Origin of the sequence: Ruegeria sp. PrR005, from assembly GCF_010500245.1 — a bacterium.
Taxonomy (GTDB): domain Bacteria; phylum Pseudomonadota; class Alphaproteobacteria; order Rhodobacterales; family Rhodobacteraceae; genus Ruegeria_B; species Ruegeria_B marisflavi.
In genome coordinates, this window is sequence record NZ_JAAGOX010000004.1 from 82,495 (window position 1) to 98,581 (window position 16,087).

Sequence of the window (16,087 nt, forward strand, 5' to 3'; positions counted from 1 at the left end):
CGGCGAACTTCAATCCTCTCACCACTGCGAGAAATGGAGGAGCGGCATGCCAAAGGGATACCTGGTTGTTTTCTACAGAGAACCCGCGACGGCCGCGAACCTCGCAGCTTATGCAGGCCCGGCCAAAGAGGCGATCGAGGCCATGGGAGGAACATTCATCGCGCGTGGGATGCCCGTCAGAACATTCGAAGCAGGGCTGAACGAGCGCTCAATCGTGATAGAGTTCGAAAGCACGGCGGCAGCGATAAAGGCGTATGAAAGTCCGGCCTACCAAGACATACTTCCACGTCTTGGAGTCTTGCGCGACATGCGGGTTATCGAAGGGGTCTGACAACAGGCCCGTCAGGGAGATGACCAGCGAATGCCGGGCGGGCTAATCTTGGTTGGGCAGAACGGATTGTCGCATCAGGATATGCCTTGCGCCAAGTCCACATGACAGGGGAATCCCGCGCGCCTGGCGCAAGTGTTGGCGCGCGAAAACTATGGCGGCACGTAACGTAACGGGCCGCCTGGCTCGCAAGCGATCGTAGTCCAGTCGCCGATATACGACGCACAATCGCGCCGGACATGGGCTCTCAGGCATCCCGAGAAACCGCCTGTCAGTCCGCCGCGACAAGGTCGGCCCAGACCGGCAGATGGTCCGAGGCGATATGCGCCGGGCGGTCGGCATGAACGCCATGCGCCGTCACCGCCAGACCGGCGCTGTGCGCGATACGGTCGAGCGCGCCCAATGGCTGCGGCGACGGAAAGCTGGGGCGCGGCGGCAAGAACCGCATCATCGGCGCCAGGTGGTCGAGTACCGGCTGGCGCGACCATTCGTTGAAATCCCCGGCCCAGACCGTGGGCATCGCCTCCAGCCGGTCCATATCCCGCGCCAGATGCACAACCTGGTCGCGCCGTGACGCGCTCAGCAACCCCAGGTGCATACCCACCACCCGCAGGGGGCCGATCGGCGTGTCGAACTCGACCCGCACCGCGCCACGCGGTTCCAGCCCGGGCAGATCGTGATGGGCGGTGGCGCGCAGGGCGATATCCGATCCCTGCCAGATCACCGCGTTGCCATGCCAGCCCAGCGACCCCGCGCCGCCAAGATCGGCAATCTGCCACCCCGCCTCGTTCAGCACGAAATGCGGCAGCGCCGCGGGGCGCGGCGGCAGACGCTTGTCCGCCTCCTGCAACACCACGACCTGCGCTCCCAGCGCGCTCAGCACCTGCAAGGTGCGGCGCGGCTGGCGGCGCAGGTCGAGACCCACGCATTTCTGGATGTTGTAGCTGGCAAGCCGCAGGGTCTGGGGGCGGTGCATCGGGTCGGCCGGAGATCTCATGCCCCTGTCATGCGGGAGGTCGCGCCGCAACGCAAGGGGGCGGGATATGCTTGACATGTGCAGGATCTGCGCCTCCTTTGGGCGCATGGAAGAAAAACGCCCCGTCGACGCGGCCGGAGCCGCCGCCCTGATCGGCATCGCCGCGCTTCTGGCCTTCAACCAGGTTGTGATCAAGATGACCGGCGGCGGGTTCGGCCCGGTGTTCCAGGCCGGGCTGCGCTCGGCCATCGCGCTGGTCTTTCTCTTGGGCTGGATGCGGGTGCTGGGCAAGCCGCTGGCCTTTCCCCGCGCCGCGATTCTGGGCGGGCTGGTCACCGGGCTTCTCTTCACCATCGAGTTCATGGCGATCTTTTCCGCGCTCGACCTGACGACGGTATCCCGCTCCTCGATCCTGTTCTATTCCATGCCGATCTGGCTGTCGCTCAGCGGGCATATCCTGCTGCCGGGCGAGCGGCTGTCGGGCCTGCGGGTCGCGGGGCTGGGGCTGGCGATGGGCGGTGTGGTGCTGGCGCTGTTGGAGCGCGACGCCGCCCATGTCAGCCTGAGAGGCGACGCGCTGGCTGTCTTTGCCGCGATGTGCTGGGCCGGGCTGGTGCTGGTGGTGCGGACAACGCCGCTGTCCCGGGTCTCCCCCGAATTGCAGCTGATGTGCCAGCTGGTGGTCTCGGCCCCGATCCTGCTGGTGCTGGCGCCGGTGTTCGGCGACCTGTTTCGCAACCCGCAGCCGTTGCACTGGGCCGGGCTGATGTTCCAGGCCATTGGCGTTGTGGGCCTGGGCTTCATCATCTGGTTCCGACTGCTGGCAACCTATCGGGCAAACGGGGTCGCCTCGTTCAGTTTCCTGTCGCCGGTACTGGCGGTGATCTTTGGCTGGCTGGTACTGGGCGAGCATGTCGGCGGCCAGGTCTGGCTGGCGCTGGGGCTGGTGGCGGCCGGCATCTATCTGATCAACCGGCGCTGAGGCCGCAAAGGCGGTAGGGGGCGCTGCCCCCCGGGATCAAAATCCGCAAAATATTGCCCCCTTTCCCCCAGAGTTTTTTGCGCGAAATGAAGGGTCAGGTGCCACAGAACGTGGCCTGCACCACTTCGTTTTCCGCAGGCGGGCGGGTCAGGTCAATGTGATCCGGCTGATCCTCGCAGGGGCGTGCAAGCACGGAATTGAGCCGGTGGAACGGGGCATAGTCGCCGCTCACCGCCGCCGCGATCATCTGCTCGACCCGGTGGTTGCGCGGGATAAAGGCCGGATTGCCGGCCTGCATCAACGCTTCGGGCGCGGCCTCGCGCACCAAACGCTGCCGCCAGCCCTCGGCCCAGCTGTCATAGGCGGTGGGATCGGTGAACTGGTCACGGGCTTTGGGTGCGCCAAGTGCGCGGAACGTGTTGGTGAAATCGGCCTGCCCCTGTGCCATGCGCACCAGCAGGTCAGTCACCAGCGCCTTGTCCCCTTCGACAGGCCGTTCGATGCCGATCTTGGCGGCAAAGACGCGCAACCATTCGCGCTCCAGCAGGCCGGGCATTGCATGCACGATCCCGGTGGCCTCTTCAACGGCGGCCTCTTTGTCCTCGGCCTGCTGGATCAGCGCTGTGGCCAGCTGTGCCAGATTCCAGACCGCGATATCGGGCTGGTTGGAATAGGCATAGCGCCCATAGCGGTCGATCGAGGAATAGACCGTATCCGGATGGTACGTGTCCATGAAGGCGCATGGACCATAGTCGATGGTCTCCCCCGCGATCGAGCTGTTGTCGGTATTCATCACCCCGTGAATGAACCCCACCCCCATCCAGCGCGCGATCAGTCGCGCCTGTGCGTCGCGCACCGCCGTGAGCAGACCCATAGGCCCATCGGCATCCGGATAGTGGCGGGCAATGGCATAGTCGGTCAGCCGTTTCAGGTGCCCGATCTCGCCCCGCGCGGCAAAGACCTGGAACGTGCCCACCCGCAGGTGGCTTTGCGCCACCCGGGTCAGCACCGCGCCGGGCAGGACCTGCTCGCGCCGCACCGCCTCGCCGGTCTCGACCGCCGCCAGCGCGCGGGTGGTGGGGATGCCCAGGGCCGCCATCGCCTCGCTCACCACATATTCGCGCAGCACCGGGCCCAGCCAGGCCCGCCCGTCACCGCCACGCGAATAAGGCGTGCGCCCGGCACCTTTGAGCTGGATATCCCGGCGGATGCCGTCGCTTCCCACCACCTCGCCCAAGAGGATCGCGCGCCCGTCGCCCAATTGCGGGCTGTAATTGCCGAACTGGTGCCCGGAATAAAGCTGCGCCAGCGGCTCGGCGCCAGCGGGCAGCGCGTTCCCGGCAAAAACCTGCGCCATTTCCCCGATCTCGCCCGGCGCGATGCCCAGAAGCTGCGCCAGGTCAGCGTTAAAGGCGACAAGGCGCGGCGCCTGCACCGGGGTCGGCGCCTGGATCGAGTGAAACCCGCCCGGCAGCCGGGCGTAACTGTTGTCGAAGGGGATCGCGATTGTCATGCGCCCAAGATATGCTGCCCCGAGCGAAAGACCAGCCCCAAGCGAGACAGCCGATGCCCGATCCCATGACCGCCGAACAGATCATCCGCCACCTGGAGCTGGAACCCCACCCCGAGGGCGGCTGGTACCGGCAGACCTGGATCGCCGACACTCCGGGTCGCGCCAGCGGTACCTGCATCTATTTCCTGCTGAAATCGGGCGAGCGCAGCCATTGGCACCGGGTAGACGCGACCGAGATCTGGCTCTGGCACGCGGGCGCGCCGCTGGTCCTGTCGATGAGCGCGACCGATACCGGCCCAGCCACCGATCACCTGCTAACCCCTGATCTGGACGCAGGCGCGCCGCAACAGATCGTGCCGCCCGGCTGGTGGCAGGCCGCGCGCAGCACCGGCGAATACACGCTGGTCAGTTGCACCGTCTCACCCGGCTTCCGGTTCGAAGGGTTCGAACTGGCGCGCCCCGGCTTCGACATCCCCCGCGCTTGACCTGCCCCGCCGCCTGGCTACGCTCGACCGCATGGACCACAAGACACTTGTCGCCAGCTTGCCGCCCGAGACCCGCGCCCACCTGACCGCGCGCTCGGACTCGGCCGGTCTGAGACATCTGGCCGTATACGCGGCGCTGCTGGGCTTGTGCAGCCTCGGCATTCTGATGCAAATCCCCCTCTGGCCGCTGCTGATACTGCCGCAGGGTATCCTGTTGGTTTTCCTCTTCACCCTCTGCCACGAATGCACCCACAAGACGCCGTTCCGCTCGACCTGGCTGAACGAGGCGGCGGGCCATGCCTCGGGCGCCCTGATCGCCCTGCCCTTCACCTGGTTTCGCTACTTCCACCTGGCCCATCACAAATGGACAAACGACCCCGCCCGCGATCCCGAACTGGCAGGCGGGCCGCGCCCGGGAAACCGCCGCGCGCTCATGATCTACTTGACCGGATGGCACTACTGGACCGGCATGGCGCGGGTCCTGATCGACAACGCCCGCGGCCGGTTTGACGCCCCCTACCTGCCAGAACGCCAATATCCCGCAATGCGGCGCGAGGCGCGGGCGCTGCTCGCCCTATACGCCCTGGTGCTGGCCAGCCTTGCCGTCTCGCCGCTGGCCCTGTGGCTCTGGCTGCTGCCCCTCGCCATCGGACAGCCTTTCCTGCGCCTCTATTTGCTGGCCGAACACGGGCTCTGCCCGGCGGTCGCGGATATGCTGGAAAACTCGCGGACCACCTTCACCACCAGACTGGTGCGCTTCCTGGCCTGGAACATGCCCTATCACGCTGAACACCACGCCTTTCCGTCGGTGCCCTTTCACCGGCTTCCGGCCTTCCACCGCTGGACCCGGGCGCATCTGAAATCCACCTCGGGCAGCTATACCGGTTTCACCGCGCACTACCTCGACAGTCTCCCCGACTGATCGCCCCTTCCTCTTGCCACAAATATCCCGGGGGTGAGGCCGCAGGCCGAGGGGGCAGCGCCCCCTTCATGCCTCGTCCGGCAGGCTGACGATGCCGCCGCCCACCAGCGCGCCCACACCGGTGGTGCCGGGGCACGAGGTCGGCAACCCCCGCGCCACCCGCACTGCCAGATAGGCAAAGGCCTGCGCCTCGAGCATGTCACCGTCCAGACCAACACTTTCGACCGGTTCAACGGCACAATCCAGCGAGACTTGCAGCATCTCCATCAGCACCGGGTTGTGCCGCCCGCCGCCGGTGACCAGCACCCGCGCAGGTGGACGCGGGCAATGTTCCATCCCCTGCGCCACCGCTGCCGCGCACATACCCGTCAGCGTTGCCACCGCGTCGCTGTCGCTGAGTTCGGATACCAACCCGATCATCTCGGCAAAATCGTTCCGATCCAGCGACTTGGGCGGCATTCTTGCGAAATAGGGCTCGGCCAGGAACAGCTCCAGAGCGCCAGTCTCCACCGTGCCGCCTCGTGCCACCGCGCCGCCCTCGTCCATCGGCAGCCCCAGCCGCGCCTGCATCAGATCGTTGACCGGCGCGTTGGCCGGACCGGTGTCAAAGGCCAACAGAGCGCCGGGCACCTCGGGCCGGTCAAAACCCGGGTCCACATAGGTCAGGTTGCCCACCCCGCCGAGGTTGAGAAAACACAGGGGCTCGCTCGCGCCGATCCACTTGGCGCAGGCAAAGTGAAAGAACGGCGCCAAAGGCGCCCCTTCGCCGCCCAGCTGCACGTCGTCGCTGCGGAAATCCCAGACCACCGGCCGCCCAAGGGCAGCGGCCAAAGCCGCGCCATCGCCCACCTGAAGCGTGCCGCGCCCGCGCGGCTCATGCGCCAGGGTCTGGCCGTGAAAGCCCACCAGATCAACACCCTCGAACCCGGCCAGCGCCTGCGCATGGGCGCGCGTCACCAGATCGCCCGCCGCCTCGACCTCGGGTCCGGCCCAACGTCCCAGACCGGCGCGCAGCACGCTGCGCTCCTCCGCGGAATATGCTCGGTACCCCACCGGTCCGAATCCGAATATCGCCAGACCGTCGGTCTCGACCACCGCCGCATCGACCCCGTCCAGCGACGTGCCCGACATCGCCCCCAGCGCCGTCACCGGCCCCTCTCGCCCGATGGCCCTCTTCATGGCCTTTTCCTTTGTTCAACTGCCGCCTATAAGTGCCCCGCAATCCAACCCCGAGGCAAGACATGACCTACCATCCCAAATCGGATTTCATCGCAGTGATGATGGAGCGCGGCTTTCTCGCCGACTGCACCGATTACCAGGGCCTCGACGAGGCACTGATCAAGGGATGCCAGCCCGGCTATATCGGCTTTGACGCCACCGCCAAATCGCTGCATGTGGGCAGCCTCATTCAGATCATGATGCTGCGCTGGCTGCAAAAGACCGGACACAAGCCGATCACCCTGATGGGCGGCGGCACCACCAAGGTGGGTGATCCGTCCTTCCGCGCCGACGAACGCCCGCTGCTGACGCCCGCCCAGATCGACGAGAACATCGCCGGGATCCGCAAGGTCTTTGCCGCCTATATCGACTATGACAGCGGTGCCGAGAACGCGGCGCTGATGCTCAACAACGACGAATGGCTGGCCGATCTGAACTATCTCGATTTCCTGCGCGATATCGGGCGGCATTTCTCGGTCAACCGGATGCTCAGCTTCGAGAGCGTGAAATCCCGCCTCGACCGCGAACAATCGCTCAGCTTCCTCGAATTCAACTACATGATCCTGCAAGCCTATGATTTCATGGAGCTGAACCGCCGATATGGCTGCATCCTGCAAATGGGCGGCTCCGACCAGTGGGGCAATATCGTCAACGGCATCGACCTGACGCGCCGGGTGATCGACCACGAGGTCTATGGCCTCACCTCGCCACTCCTGACCACGTCTGACGGCAAGAAGATGGGCAAGAGCCAGGACGGCGCTGTCTGGCTCAACCCGGACATGCGGTCGCCTTACGAATTCTGGCAGTTCTGGCGCAACACCACCGATGCCGATGTGGGCCGCTTCCTGAAACTCTATACCGAGCTTCCGGTGGGCGAATGCGACCGTCTGGGCGCGCTGGCAGGCTCCGAGATCAACGCCGCCAAGGTGATCCTCGCCAACGAGGTCACCGCGCTCTGCCACGGGGCAGAGGCGGCCGCGACGGCCGAGGCGACCGCCCGCGAAGTGTTCGAAAAGGGCGGCATCGGTGACGACCTGCCCACGCTCACCCTTGACGCCGCCGACCTGCCCGCCTCCATCGTGCAGCTGATCGTCAAGACGGGCCTCGCCAAATCCGGCAAAGAGGCCAAGCGCCTCATCGCCGAAGATGGCGCGCGCCTGAATGACACGCCGCTCACCGATGCCGGGATGATGATCGAGGCGGGTGACCTCGCCCAACCGATCAAGCTCAGCGCCGGCAAGAAACGCCACGCGCTGGTGCAGCTGGCGTAAAATCAGCCGCCCCTTCATTTCGCCCCAAATACTCCGGGGGCTAGGCCCGTCAGGGCCGAGGGGGCAGCGCCCCCTTGCCCCCACCGGGTTCAGAACAGGGCCATGACCCCCAACCCCAAAAGCAGCACGCCGGACAGGATCACCGCCAGCAGGGCGGCGGCCGCCCGCGTCGGTCTCGAGGCGGCGATCCCCTTGCCAAATACCCGTTTCATACACGTATTAACCCGGTCTTAGGTTTCGAACCGGTTAATGGCGCCATGGTCGACACCACCGCCCCCAATGTGCCCCCCTTGCAACAGAGCGCCGAATTCGCCGCCACACTGGCGCTTTGCGGCCAGCAGGCGGCGCAACTGGACGACGGAACACTGGTGCTGACTCGGCGCATTGGCGGGTTACCCATTGCCTTGCTCAGCCGCACCCGGCTTGACCCTCCGGCCCTGCCCGGCCTGCTCGCCCGCGCCGGGCTGCGCCGCAGCCTGATCCTGATGAACCCGGACGCACCCTGCCCGGGCCTCGCCCGGATGGGGGCGGTACCGCTGATCACCCCCGCCCATGTCGCCGAACTGGGTCTGACCGGCGACCTGATGGCCGGGTTGCACCAGAAATGGCGCAACCGTCTGCGCCACGCGCGCAACCAGAGCCTGCTCGTGACCCAAGGCCCGCTGCCACAGGATCCCGCCCACTGGCTGCTCATCGCCGAGGCCGCGCAACAGCGCGCGCGCGGCTATCGCAACTGGCCCACGGCCCTGACGCTGGCCTATGCACGCGCCAATCCCGGCGCGGCCCAACTCTTGACCGCCCGCCAGCGTGGTACCCCCATCGCGGGCCTGCTGATCCTGCGCCACGGCAGAGCGGCCAGCTATCACATCGGCCACAGCACTCCGGCGGGCCGCGCCGCCAGCGCCCAGACCCTGCTGATGTGGCAGGCGATGACATGGCTCGCCGCCCAAGACGCGACCAGGCTCGATCTCGGCCCGGTGAACACCGAACAAACCCCTGGCCTGACCCGGTCCAAGCTGGGCACCGGCGCCCGCACCCGCCCCCTTGGTGGTACCTGGGCCTGGTGGCCGCCCCTGGGGAAAACGTTGCGTCCGCTGGCCTGGCTCGACCGCGCGCGCATGTTTCAAAGCTGGACAGACGCCCCCGCCCCGGATTATTGAACATATGTTCATATCAGGGAGAGGCCCATGCAACTCGACACCACAGCAGCCGTGATCACCGGCGGCGCTTCCGGCCTGGGCGAGGCGACCGCCCGCTATTTCGCCGCCCACGGCGCGCAAGTCACCCTTCTCGATCGCGATGCCGAGCGGGGCGAAAGGATCGCCGCCGAGATCGGCGGCCACTTTGCCCAGACAGACGTGACCAGCGAAGACTCGGTCGCCGCCGCCATCGCCCATGCCAAGGCCAAGATGGGCAAAATCACCGTCGCGGTGAACTGTGCCGGTATCGGCACCGTCGGCAAGACGCTGGGCAAGGACGGCCCGCTGCCGCTCAAGACCTTCGAGATGACGATCGACGTCAACCTGCTGGGCAGCTTCAACGTCGCCCGTCTGGCCGCGGCCGAGATGGCCCAGAACGAGCCCGATACCGATGGCGAGCGGGGCGTGATCATCAACACCGCCTCCATCGCCGCCTTCGACGGGCAAAAGGGCCAGGTCTCCTATTCGGCCTCCAAGGGCGGCATCGTCGGCATGACCCTGCCGATGGCCCGCGATCTGGCGCGCGACAATATCCGGGTCATGGCCATTGCGCCGGGCATTTTCCTGACGCCCATGCTGCTCGGCCTGCCGCAAGAGGCGCAGGATTCGCTGGCCGCCGAGGTCACCTGTCCCGCCCGTCTGGGCCGCCCTGAAGAGTTCGGCCGCATGGCCGGCTTCATCGTGCAGATGGGCTATCTCAACGGCGAGGTCATCCGCCTCGACGGCGCGCTGCGGATGCGCTGAACCGGCCTGTCCGGTCTTGTACAAAACGGTCAGTACCGGCCTCCGGGCCGGTACAAAACGGTCAATTCGCGCCTATTCGGCCTCGGCCTTCTCGGCCAATACCAGCCATTCCTCCTCGGCCGCCGACAGCTTTTCCTGCCGCTGCACCAGGGCCTCGGTCGCCTTCTGGAACTTGACCGGCTCGCGGCTGTAGAGTTCGGGATCCGACATCAGCTCGTTCAGCTTGCTAATCTCCGCCTCCAGCCGCGCGATCTCGCCCGGCAGCGCCTCCAGCCGGTGTTTCTCCGAGAAGGTCAGCCCCGGTTTCGGCTTGGTTTCCGACTTCACCTTTTGCGCGGATGCCTTTGGTTTGTCGATGTTTTCCGAAACCTTTTCGGGCCGCTGCGCGCGATAATCCGACCAGCCGCCGGCATAGACCAGGGCCTTGCCATCCCCCTCCATCGCCACTGTGGTGGTGGCGACACGGTCCAGGAAGTCGCGGTCGTGGCTGACCAGCAGAACGGTGCCGTCATAGTCGTCGAGGATTTCCTGAAGCAGGTCCAGCGTCTCGACATCCAGATCGTTGGTCGGTTCGTCCAGCACCAGTAGGTTCGACGGTTTCGCCATCAACCGGGCCAACAGCAACCGCGCTTTTTCCCCACCAGACAAGGACTTAACAGCCGCTCTTGCCTGCCGCTCATCGAACAGGAAATCCTTGAGATAGGCCACCACATGGCGGGGTTCGCCGCGCACCATCACCTGATCGGCCTTGCCCGAAACCCGCATTTCCGGATCCCCCGTAAGGCTGTCCCACAGGGTCATCTCGGGGTCGAGCTGCGCCCGTGTCTGGTCAAAGACGGCGATCTCCAGATTCGTGCCCAGCCGCACAACACCTGCGTCCGGTTCAACCTGCTGCAACAACATCTTGAGGGCGGTGGTCTTGCCCACACCGTTCGGCCCGACAAAGGCCACCCGGTCGCCGCGCAGCACCGTCAGGTCGAATCCCCTGACGATGGTCTTGCCGTCATAGGCCTTGCTCAACTCCTTGGCCTCGATCACCTTGCGACCGGATTTTGGGCCGGAATCCAGGGACATAGCGGCGGTTCCCTGACGCTTGATCTGCGTCGCCCGTTCCACGCGCAACGCCTGCAAGGCGCGCACCCGGCCCTGGTTGCGCTTGCGTCGCGCGCTGATTCCCTCGACCGCCCAGCGACCTTCGGACTTGATCAACCGGTCCAGCTTGTGGCGGGCGGCATCCTCATCCTCCCAAACCTTGTCGCGCCAGGCTTCGAAATCCTCGAAGCCACGCTCTTGCCGACGCACCATTCCCCTGTCAATCCAAAGGGTTGCGCGTGTCAGTGCACGCAAGAATGCCCGGTCGTGCGAGATCAGGACATAACCCGCGCGGGTCGCCGACAACTCCCGCTCCAGCCAGCCGATCGCCTCGATATCCAGATGGTTGGTCGGCTCGTCCAACAGCATCAGATCGGGCGCCTCGGCCATCAGCTTGGCCAGCGCCGCGCGCCGTCGCTCGCCGCCCGAGGCCGTTTCGACCGCGCGGGCCGGATCGAATTTGAGACCCTCTCCGGCGCGTTCAACCCTGTACAGTTCGCCCGGTTCCAGCCCACTGGAAGCATAGTCGCCAAGCGTCGCATACCCGGTCATCGTCGGGTCCTGCTCCATGTAACCCACTGATTTCCCAGGTGGTATCACGATCTCTCCGGCATCCGGCTCGACCAGGCCAGCCATCACCTTCATCAAGGTTGATTTGCCCGACCCGTTGCGCCCGACAAGCGCGACGCGGTCACCGGGCTGAACCACAAGGTCGAGCCCGGAAAAAATCGGATCTCCGCCAAAGGTCAGCGAGATACCGGTCATCTGCAACAGAGGAATACGTGCCATGAGCGCCAGCTAAACCGCGCCTTGCAGGACGTCAACGCCCCTTGAAGACGGCCTAACCCGCGACCAGCCGCAAAAGCCGTTTGCGCGCCGGTGGAATCGCGCCGATCTCGACGCCTGTAAACACATGCAGCGTGTTCATCTGCCGGTCCACCACCGCATGATCGCTGACCCAGCCCCCCATCATCAGATAGGTCCTGAGCAAGGGCGGCATCCTGAGCATCGCCTTTTTCGCATCCGGCTTGCGCCGCAGCCGGGCCGCGAACCGGAACACATCAGGGGCCTTGACCCGGGGCAGCCAACGCTTGGGCGCGAGATGCCGGTGCTTCAGCATCGCAAACGCGTCGAGATACATGTCGGTCTCTATCCCCGCGAAGGACGAACAGCCAAACAGCAACTCGATCCCGTTGCGATCCACAAAAGCCGTCATACCCCCCCAGGCCACCCGCAGGATATCGGGGTCATGGCGATCGGGATGCAGGCAGAACCGGCCCATCTCCACCATCGGCCCCGCGAAATCCTGAAGCGCGGAGAGGTCATAGAACTGTGCCGAATAGCTGTTGGCGATCTCTTGTCCACCCTGCATGGTCAGCATGCGAAAGCAACAGACCAGCGCCTCGCCATCACTCAAATCCTCGATCAGGACATGTTCGCAGATCGTGTCGAAGCGGTCCTGGTCCAGCTCTCGCGTGCCAAAGGCCAAGGTCCGCAACTGCTGCGCCCTCACCAAATCCCCAGACGACGCGGTAAGCCGTGCGCGATAGCGGCCCTTACTCAACAGCACAGCGTCACTCATGACCCGGTCCTTTGCGAGATCAAACCAAAGCTATTGCGCTCTGCCCTATCACACAAGTGTGTGACGGGTCGGTGACGTGCCCGCTGAGAACGGCGCCGATCAGTTGATCACGTTGGCCGGGTTGAAGCTGCCGATATTGCCCAGAAGCTGCCGCAGGAAGGTCTTGTCCTCGATGCTGGAACTGGTGACCCGACGATCCAGCGCAATCACACGGCCATCTTCCAGCCCGTAGCGCTCGATGTTGCGCACCACGCCGCGCTGATCAAAGCTGATCGCCACCAATTGGCGCGACACCACTTCGGGCGCGCGCGCGCCATAGTGGCGCATGCGGGTCGAGACATAGTAATACCCGCTTTCGTTCAGCAGGCCCGAAGAGCTGGGAGCACCCACCGCCTCAAGCACACTGTCGCGGTTATCCACGCCCACGGTGATCGCGGCCAGTTCCTCTTCGGTTGGAACATAGCCGTGATTTCGGTAGATGGCTGTGCAGGCGGTCACAACGCCGACGGTGAGACCGATCGCCAGGATACGGAACACCGGTTTCATCAGCCCTGCGGTCTTTGACATTCCTGCCCCCTTGCCTTGGCCTTGCGCGCCTTTTATCCCGATTACAGAAACCTTTGCTTCGGTTCAACAGACGAAAGCCACTCGATGACTGACGAAACCGTGCTGCGGGTCTCGGATCTGCCGCAAAACAGGGCCACACCTTTCTCGCTCAGGCCGGATTCGGCCCGACTCGGCGACATTGCGCGCGAGCTTGGCCTCGACGGGTTGAGAAAGCTATCCTTTACGGGCCAAGTGCAGGCCGAGGGGAAGCGTGACTGGCGGCTGACCGCAATGCTGGGCGCAACTGTCGTGCAGCCCTGTGTCGTGACGCTGGAGCCGGTGACAACCCGGATTGACACCGAGGTGCGCCGGCTGTTTCTTGCCGACTGGTCGGATCCGGACGAAGAAGAAGCCGAAATACCCGAGGATGACGAGTCGGAACCGCTGGGATCCGTGATCGATCTGGGCTCGGTCATGGTCGAGGCCCTGGCGCTGGCACTTCCTGTCTATCCCCGCAAGGAAGGCGTAGAGCTGGGCGAGGCAGTGTTCGCCGAGCCCGGCAAAAAGGCAATGACCGACGAGGAAACGCGCCCCTTTGCAGGATTGGCCGCGTTGCGGGACAGCCTGAAAAAAGACTCATGACAAGGGCCCGGAAACCTGCCATAGGGGGCCGCCAGAAAAACCCCTTGAACGTGGCGAGAATCGCAGTATTTTCGCGCGCTCAATCGGATTTAGGGTTGGACAACGCGCGGGCAGCAGCCTAAACGCTCGTCACACCTTCTAGGAAACGAAGAATGAAACCGGCCCCGGCTTTGACCGAGGCCCTCAGTTAAGACAAAGGTTGAGACCATGGCTGTCCAACAGAACAAAGTATCCAAATCGCGTCGCAACATGCGCCGTGCGCATGACGCCCTGGTTGCTGCCAACCCGAATGAATGCCCGAACTGCGGCGAGCTGAAGCGCCCCCACCACGTGTGCGGCGCCTGCGGCCACTATGACGACCGCGAAGTCGTCGCCAAGGCCGACGAGATCGAGCTGGACGAAGACGCGGCCTGAGCGCGACCCTGAGCAGGCCACGGCATGACAGCTCAGCCCGATCAGACCGGCACAGCGACCGGAAAGATCATCATCTCGGTTGACGCTATGGGCGGGGACGCGGGTCCTTCGGTCGTGGTGGCAGGGATTGCAAACTCGGCAACGAAGAACCCCGAACTGGGGTTCATCTTGCACGGCCCCGAAGAAACGCTGCGCGACTTGGTGGCGAAACGACGTGTCCTGGACGGGCGCGTCGTTTTTCGTGATTGTCCGGACATCGTCACGATGGAGGACAAGCCAAGTCAGGTCGTCCGCAATGGCAAGAATACGTCGATGTGGTCGACACTCGAATCGGTGCGTACGGGCGAGGCCGCTGGTGCGGTAAGCTGCGGCAATACCGGCGCATTGATGGCGCTCAGCATGCTGCGGCTGCGGCGGCTGCCGGGGGTGACCCGCCCGGCGATCGCGATTCTGTTCCCCTCGCGCAATCCTCAAGGATTCAATGTCCTGCTGGACGCCGGAGCCGACATCCGCGCCGATGCGCCCGACCTGCTGCAATATGCGTTGATGGGGGCGTCTTATGCCCGCAACGGCATGCACCTGTCGCGCCCCCGTGTGGGCCTGCTGAACGTCGGCACCGAAGAGCACAAGGGCCGCGCCGAACTGAAAGAGGCGCAGGCGCTGATAGCGCAATACGCAGAACCCGCGAATTTCGAATTCGTGGGCTTTGTCGAGGGTAGCGATATTCCGGGCACCCGTTGCGATGTGATCGTGACCGATGGATTCACCGGCAATGTCGCGATCAAGACGGGCGAAGGCACCGCGCGCATGATCGCCTCGCTGCTGCGCGAAGCATTCCAATATTCCCCGCTGTCGCGTCTGGCCTCTCTGCTGGCCGTCACCTCGCTGCGGCGGCTGAGCAAGCGCATCGACCCGCGCCAGGTCAACGGCGGCGTGTTCCTGGGGCTGAACGGCACCGTGATCAAGTCGCATGGCAGCGCCGATGCCACCGGGGTTTCGGCTGCGATCAAACTGGCCTTCACGCTGGCGCGATCAGGTTTTGCCGAAAGGCTTGCGGCCCGCGTTGCCTCTGTCGCGGAACTGACGCAGGATGTTACCAAGACCGCGGATGCGGCCACGAACAAAGAACAAGAAAGCAACTGATCCGATGACAGGCCGAGCAGTCGTAAAAGGAGTCGGGCACTATCTGCCCGCCCGTGTCGTTCCCAACTCCGAGTTCGAAAAGACGCTGGACACGACCGACGAGTGGATTCGCAGCCGCTCCGGTATCGAAAGACGCCATTTCGCGGCCGAAGGCGAAACCACCTCGGATCTGGCCACAAAGGCCGCCCAGGCCGCTCTGGATGATGCTGGCCTGCGTGCGGATCAGATCGACGCCATCGTGCTCGCGACATCAACTGCGGATCTGACCTTTCCCTCTGCCGCGACCATGGTGCAGGCCCGCCTTGGGATGACCAGCGGTTACGCGTTCGACGTACAGGCCGTCTGCGCCGGTTTTGTCTATGCATTGAGCAATGCCAATGCCCTGATCGTCTCGGGCCAGGCGAAACGGATTCTGGTGATCGGCGCCGAAACCTTCAGCCGGATCATGGACTGGACTGACCGTTCGACATGCGTTCTGTTCGGAGACGGCGCCGGAGCTTTGGTTCTGGAGGCCGAAGAGTCGGCCGGCACCCCGCAGGATCGCGGCATCCTGGCGGTGGATCTGAACTCGGACGGGCGCTATCGCGATCTGCTTTATGTCGATGGTGGCGTGTCTACGCATACAACGGGTTACCTGCGCATGCAGGGCAACCAGGTTTTCCGCCACGCTGTTGAAAAACTGGCGCAAACTGCTGAAACCGCCTTGGAAAAGGCAGGTTTGCACAGCGCCGATGTCGACTGGATCGTCCCGCACCAGGCCAATATCCGCATCATCCAGGGTACCGCGAAAAAGATGGGCCTGCCGATGGAGAAGGTTGTCGTCACGGTTCAGGATCACGGCAATACATCGGCCGCCTCCATCCCTCTGGCCCTGTCGGTGGGTAAGCAGCGCGGCCAGATCCAAAGGGGTGATCTGGTTGTGACCGAGGCCATCGGCGGCGGCCTTGCCTGGGGCGCTGTGGTACTGCGCTGGTAACTGCCTAACCTGCGCTTTGCAATTCATTGATATTGACAGGGATTTTCCCCTCGC

General features: G+C 64.6%; 18 protein-coding genes. 11 read left to right on the forward strand and 7 right to left on the reverse strand.

What is annotated here, in order from left to right; all coding sequences use genetic code 11:
- The first annotated feature begins 46 nt into the window (after positions 1 to 46).
- A complete protein-coding gene (locus G0P99_RS03235; RefSeq protein WP_164127661.1) occupies positions 47 to 331 on the forward strand; it encodes a DUF1330 domain-containing protein in 285 nt (94 codons plus the stop codon).
- A gap of 268 nt (positions 332 to 599) precedes the next feature.
- On the opposite strand, the gene G0P99_RS03240 is transcribed toward G0P99_RS03235, so the two are convergent.
- Entirely contained in the window at positions 600 to 1,325 is a 726-nt protein-coding gene (locus tag G0P99_RS03240; RefSeq protein WP_239059653.1) for an endonuclease/exonuclease/phosphatase family protein, read from the reverse strand.
- A gap of 55 nt (positions 1,326 to 1,380) precedes the next feature.
- Here G0P99_RS03240 and G0P99_RS03245 point away from each other — a divergent pair, with 55 nt between their 5' ends.
- Positions 1,381 to 2,286 (forward strand): DMT family transporter, encoded by a 906-nt coding sequence (locus G0P99_RS03245; RefSeq protein WP_239059654.1) that lies wholly within the window; start codon positions 1,381 to 1,383, stop codon positions 2,284 to 2,286.
- A 94-nt stretch (positions 2,287 to 2,380) separates the two neighbouring features.
- On the opposite strand, the gene G0P99_RS03250 is transcribed toward G0P99_RS03245, so the two are convergent.
- Positions 2,381 to 3,799: a YdiU family protein gene (locus G0P99_RS03250; protein WP_164127663.1), complete on the reverse strand. Its 1,419-nt coding sequence runs from the start codon at positions 3,797 to 3,799 to the stop codon at positions 2,381 to 2,383.
- A gap of 53 nt (positions 3,800 to 3,852) precedes the next feature.
- On the opposite strand from G0P99_RS03250, the gene G0P99_RS03255 reads away from it, so the two are divergent.
- Positions 3,853 to 4,284 (forward strand): cupin domain-containing protein, encoded by a 432-nt coding sequence (locus G0P99_RS03255; RefSeq protein ID WP_370462689.1) that lies wholly within the window; start codon positions 3,853 to 3,855, stop codon positions 4,282 to 4,284.
- Between the two features lie 31 nt (positions 4,285 to 4,315).
- Positions 4,316 to 5,206 carry a fatty acid desaturase gene (locus G0P99_RS03260; RefSeq protein ID WP_164127665.1) on the forward strand — a complete coding sequence of 297 codons (891 nt, stop codon included), beginning with the start codon at positions 4,316 to 4,318 and terminating at the stop codon, positions 5,204 to 5,206.
- A 66-nt stretch (positions 5,207 to 5,272) separates the two neighbouring features.
- On the opposite strand, the gene G0P99_RS03265 is transcribed toward G0P99_RS03260, so the two are convergent.
- On the reverse strand, positions 5,273 to 6,385 hold the full coding sequence (locus G0P99_RS03265; RefSeq protein ID WP_164127667.1) for an anhydro-N-acetylmuramic acid kinase: 1,113 nt from the start codon (positions 6,383 to 6,385) through the stop codon (positions 5,273 to 5,275).
- A 62-nt stretch (positions 6,386 to 6,447) separates the two neighbouring features.
- On the opposite strand from G0P99_RS03265, the gene tyrS reads away from it, so the two are divergent.
- A complete protein-coding gene (gene tyrS, locus G0P99_RS03270) occupies positions 6,448 to 7,695 on the forward strand; it encodes a tyrosine--tRNA ligase (RefSeq protein ID WP_164127669.1) in 1,248 nt (415 codons plus the stop codon).
- Positions 7,696 to 7,784: 89 nt separating this feature from the next.
- Here the strand turns inward: tyrS and G0P99_RS24915 are convergent, their stop codons facing one another.
- A complete protein-coding gene (locus G0P99_RS24915; RefSeq protein ID WP_255455748.1) occupies positions 7,785 to 7,907 on the reverse strand; it encodes a hypothetical protein in 123 nt (40 codons plus the stop codon).
- A 45-nt stretch (positions 7,908 to 7,952) separates the two neighbouring features.
- Between G0P99_RS24915 and G0P99_RS03275 the strand changes: the two genes are divergently transcribed.
- Together G0P99_RS03275 and G0P99_RS03280 are read left to right on the forward strand one after the other, a co-directional pair.
- A complete protein-coding gene (locus G0P99_RS03275; RefSeq protein ID WP_164127671.1) occupies positions 7,953 to 8,855 on the forward strand; it encodes a GNAT family N-acetyltransferase in 903 nt (300 codons plus the stop codon).
- Positions 8,856 to 8,882: 27 nt separating this feature from the next.
- Complete coding sequence (locus tag G0P99_RS03280) at positions 8,883 to 9,638, forward strand: SDR family NAD(P)-dependent oxidoreductase (RefSeq protein WP_164127673.1); 756 nt, start codon at positions 8,883 to 8,885, stop codon at positions 9,636 to 9,638.
- A 72-nt stretch (positions 9,639 to 9,710) separates the two neighbouring features.
- Here G0P99_RS03280 and G0P99_RS03285 read toward each other — a convergent pair whose 3' ends face one another.
- The 3 genes from G0P99_RS03285 to G0P99_RS03295 form a co-directional block, all read right to left on the reverse strand.
- Positions 9,711 to 11,519, reverse strand: coding sequence for an ABC-F family ATP-binding cassette domain-containing protein (locus G0P99_RS03285; RefSeq protein ID WP_164127675.1), 1,809 nt, complete (start codon positions 11,517 to 11,519; stop codon positions 9,711 to 9,713).
- Between the two features lie 52 nt (positions 11,520 to 11,571).
- The gene (locus tag G0P99_RS03290) at positions 11,572 to 12,312 is read right to left on the reverse strand and encodes a GNAT family N-acetyltransferase (RefSeq protein WP_164127677.1); all 741 of its coding nucleotides are present in this window, start codon (positions 12,310 to 12,312) and stop codon (positions 11,572 to 11,574) included.
- A 99-nt stretch (positions 12,313 to 12,411) separates the two neighbouring features.
- Complete coding sequence (locus G0P99_RS03295; protein ID WP_164127679.1) at positions 12,412 to 12,879, reverse strand: outer membrane protein assembly factor BamE; 468 nt, start codon at positions 12,877 to 12,879, stop codon at positions 12,412 to 12,414.
- 84 nt (positions 12,880 to 12,963) lie between these two features.
- Between G0P99_RS03295 and G0P99_RS03300 the strand changes: the two genes are divergently transcribed.
- The 4 genes from G0P99_RS03300 to G0P99_RS03315 all read left to right on the forward strand — a co-directional run bounded on the left by G0P99_RS03300 (position 12,964) and on the right by G0P99_RS03315 (position 16,033).
- Positions 12,964 to 13,500 carry a DUF177 domain-containing protein gene (locus G0P99_RS03300; RefSeq protein WP_164127681.1) on the forward strand — a complete coding sequence of 179 codons (537 nt, stop codon included), beginning with the start codon at positions 12,964 to 12,966 and terminating at the stop codon, positions 13,498 to 13,500.
- Positions 13,501 to 13,707: 207 nt separating this feature from the next.
- Positions 13,708 to 13,914 carry a 50S ribosomal protein L32 gene (gene rpmF / locus G0P99_RS03305; RefSeq protein WP_093027172.1) on the forward strand — a complete coding sequence of 69 codons (207 nt, stop codon included), beginning with the start codon at positions 13,708 to 13,710 and terminating at the stop codon, positions 13,912 to 13,914.
- 24 nt (positions 13,915 to 13,938) lie between these two features.
- Positions 13,939 to 15,057 (forward strand): phosphate acyltransferase PlsX, encoded by a 1,119-nt coding sequence (gene plsX, locus G0P99_RS03310; protein ID WP_164127683.1) that lies wholly within the window; start codon positions 13,939 to 13,941, stop codon positions 15,055 to 15,057.
- Positions 15,058 to 15,061: 4 nt separating this feature from the next.
- Positions 15,062 to 16,033: a beta-ketoacyl-ACP synthase III gene (locus G0P99_RS03315; protein WP_164127684.1), complete on the forward strand. Its 972-nt coding sequence runs from the start codon at positions 15,062 to 15,064 to the stop codon at positions 16,031 to 16,033.
- The last annotated feature ends 54 nt before the right edge of the window (positions 16,034 to 16,087 follow it).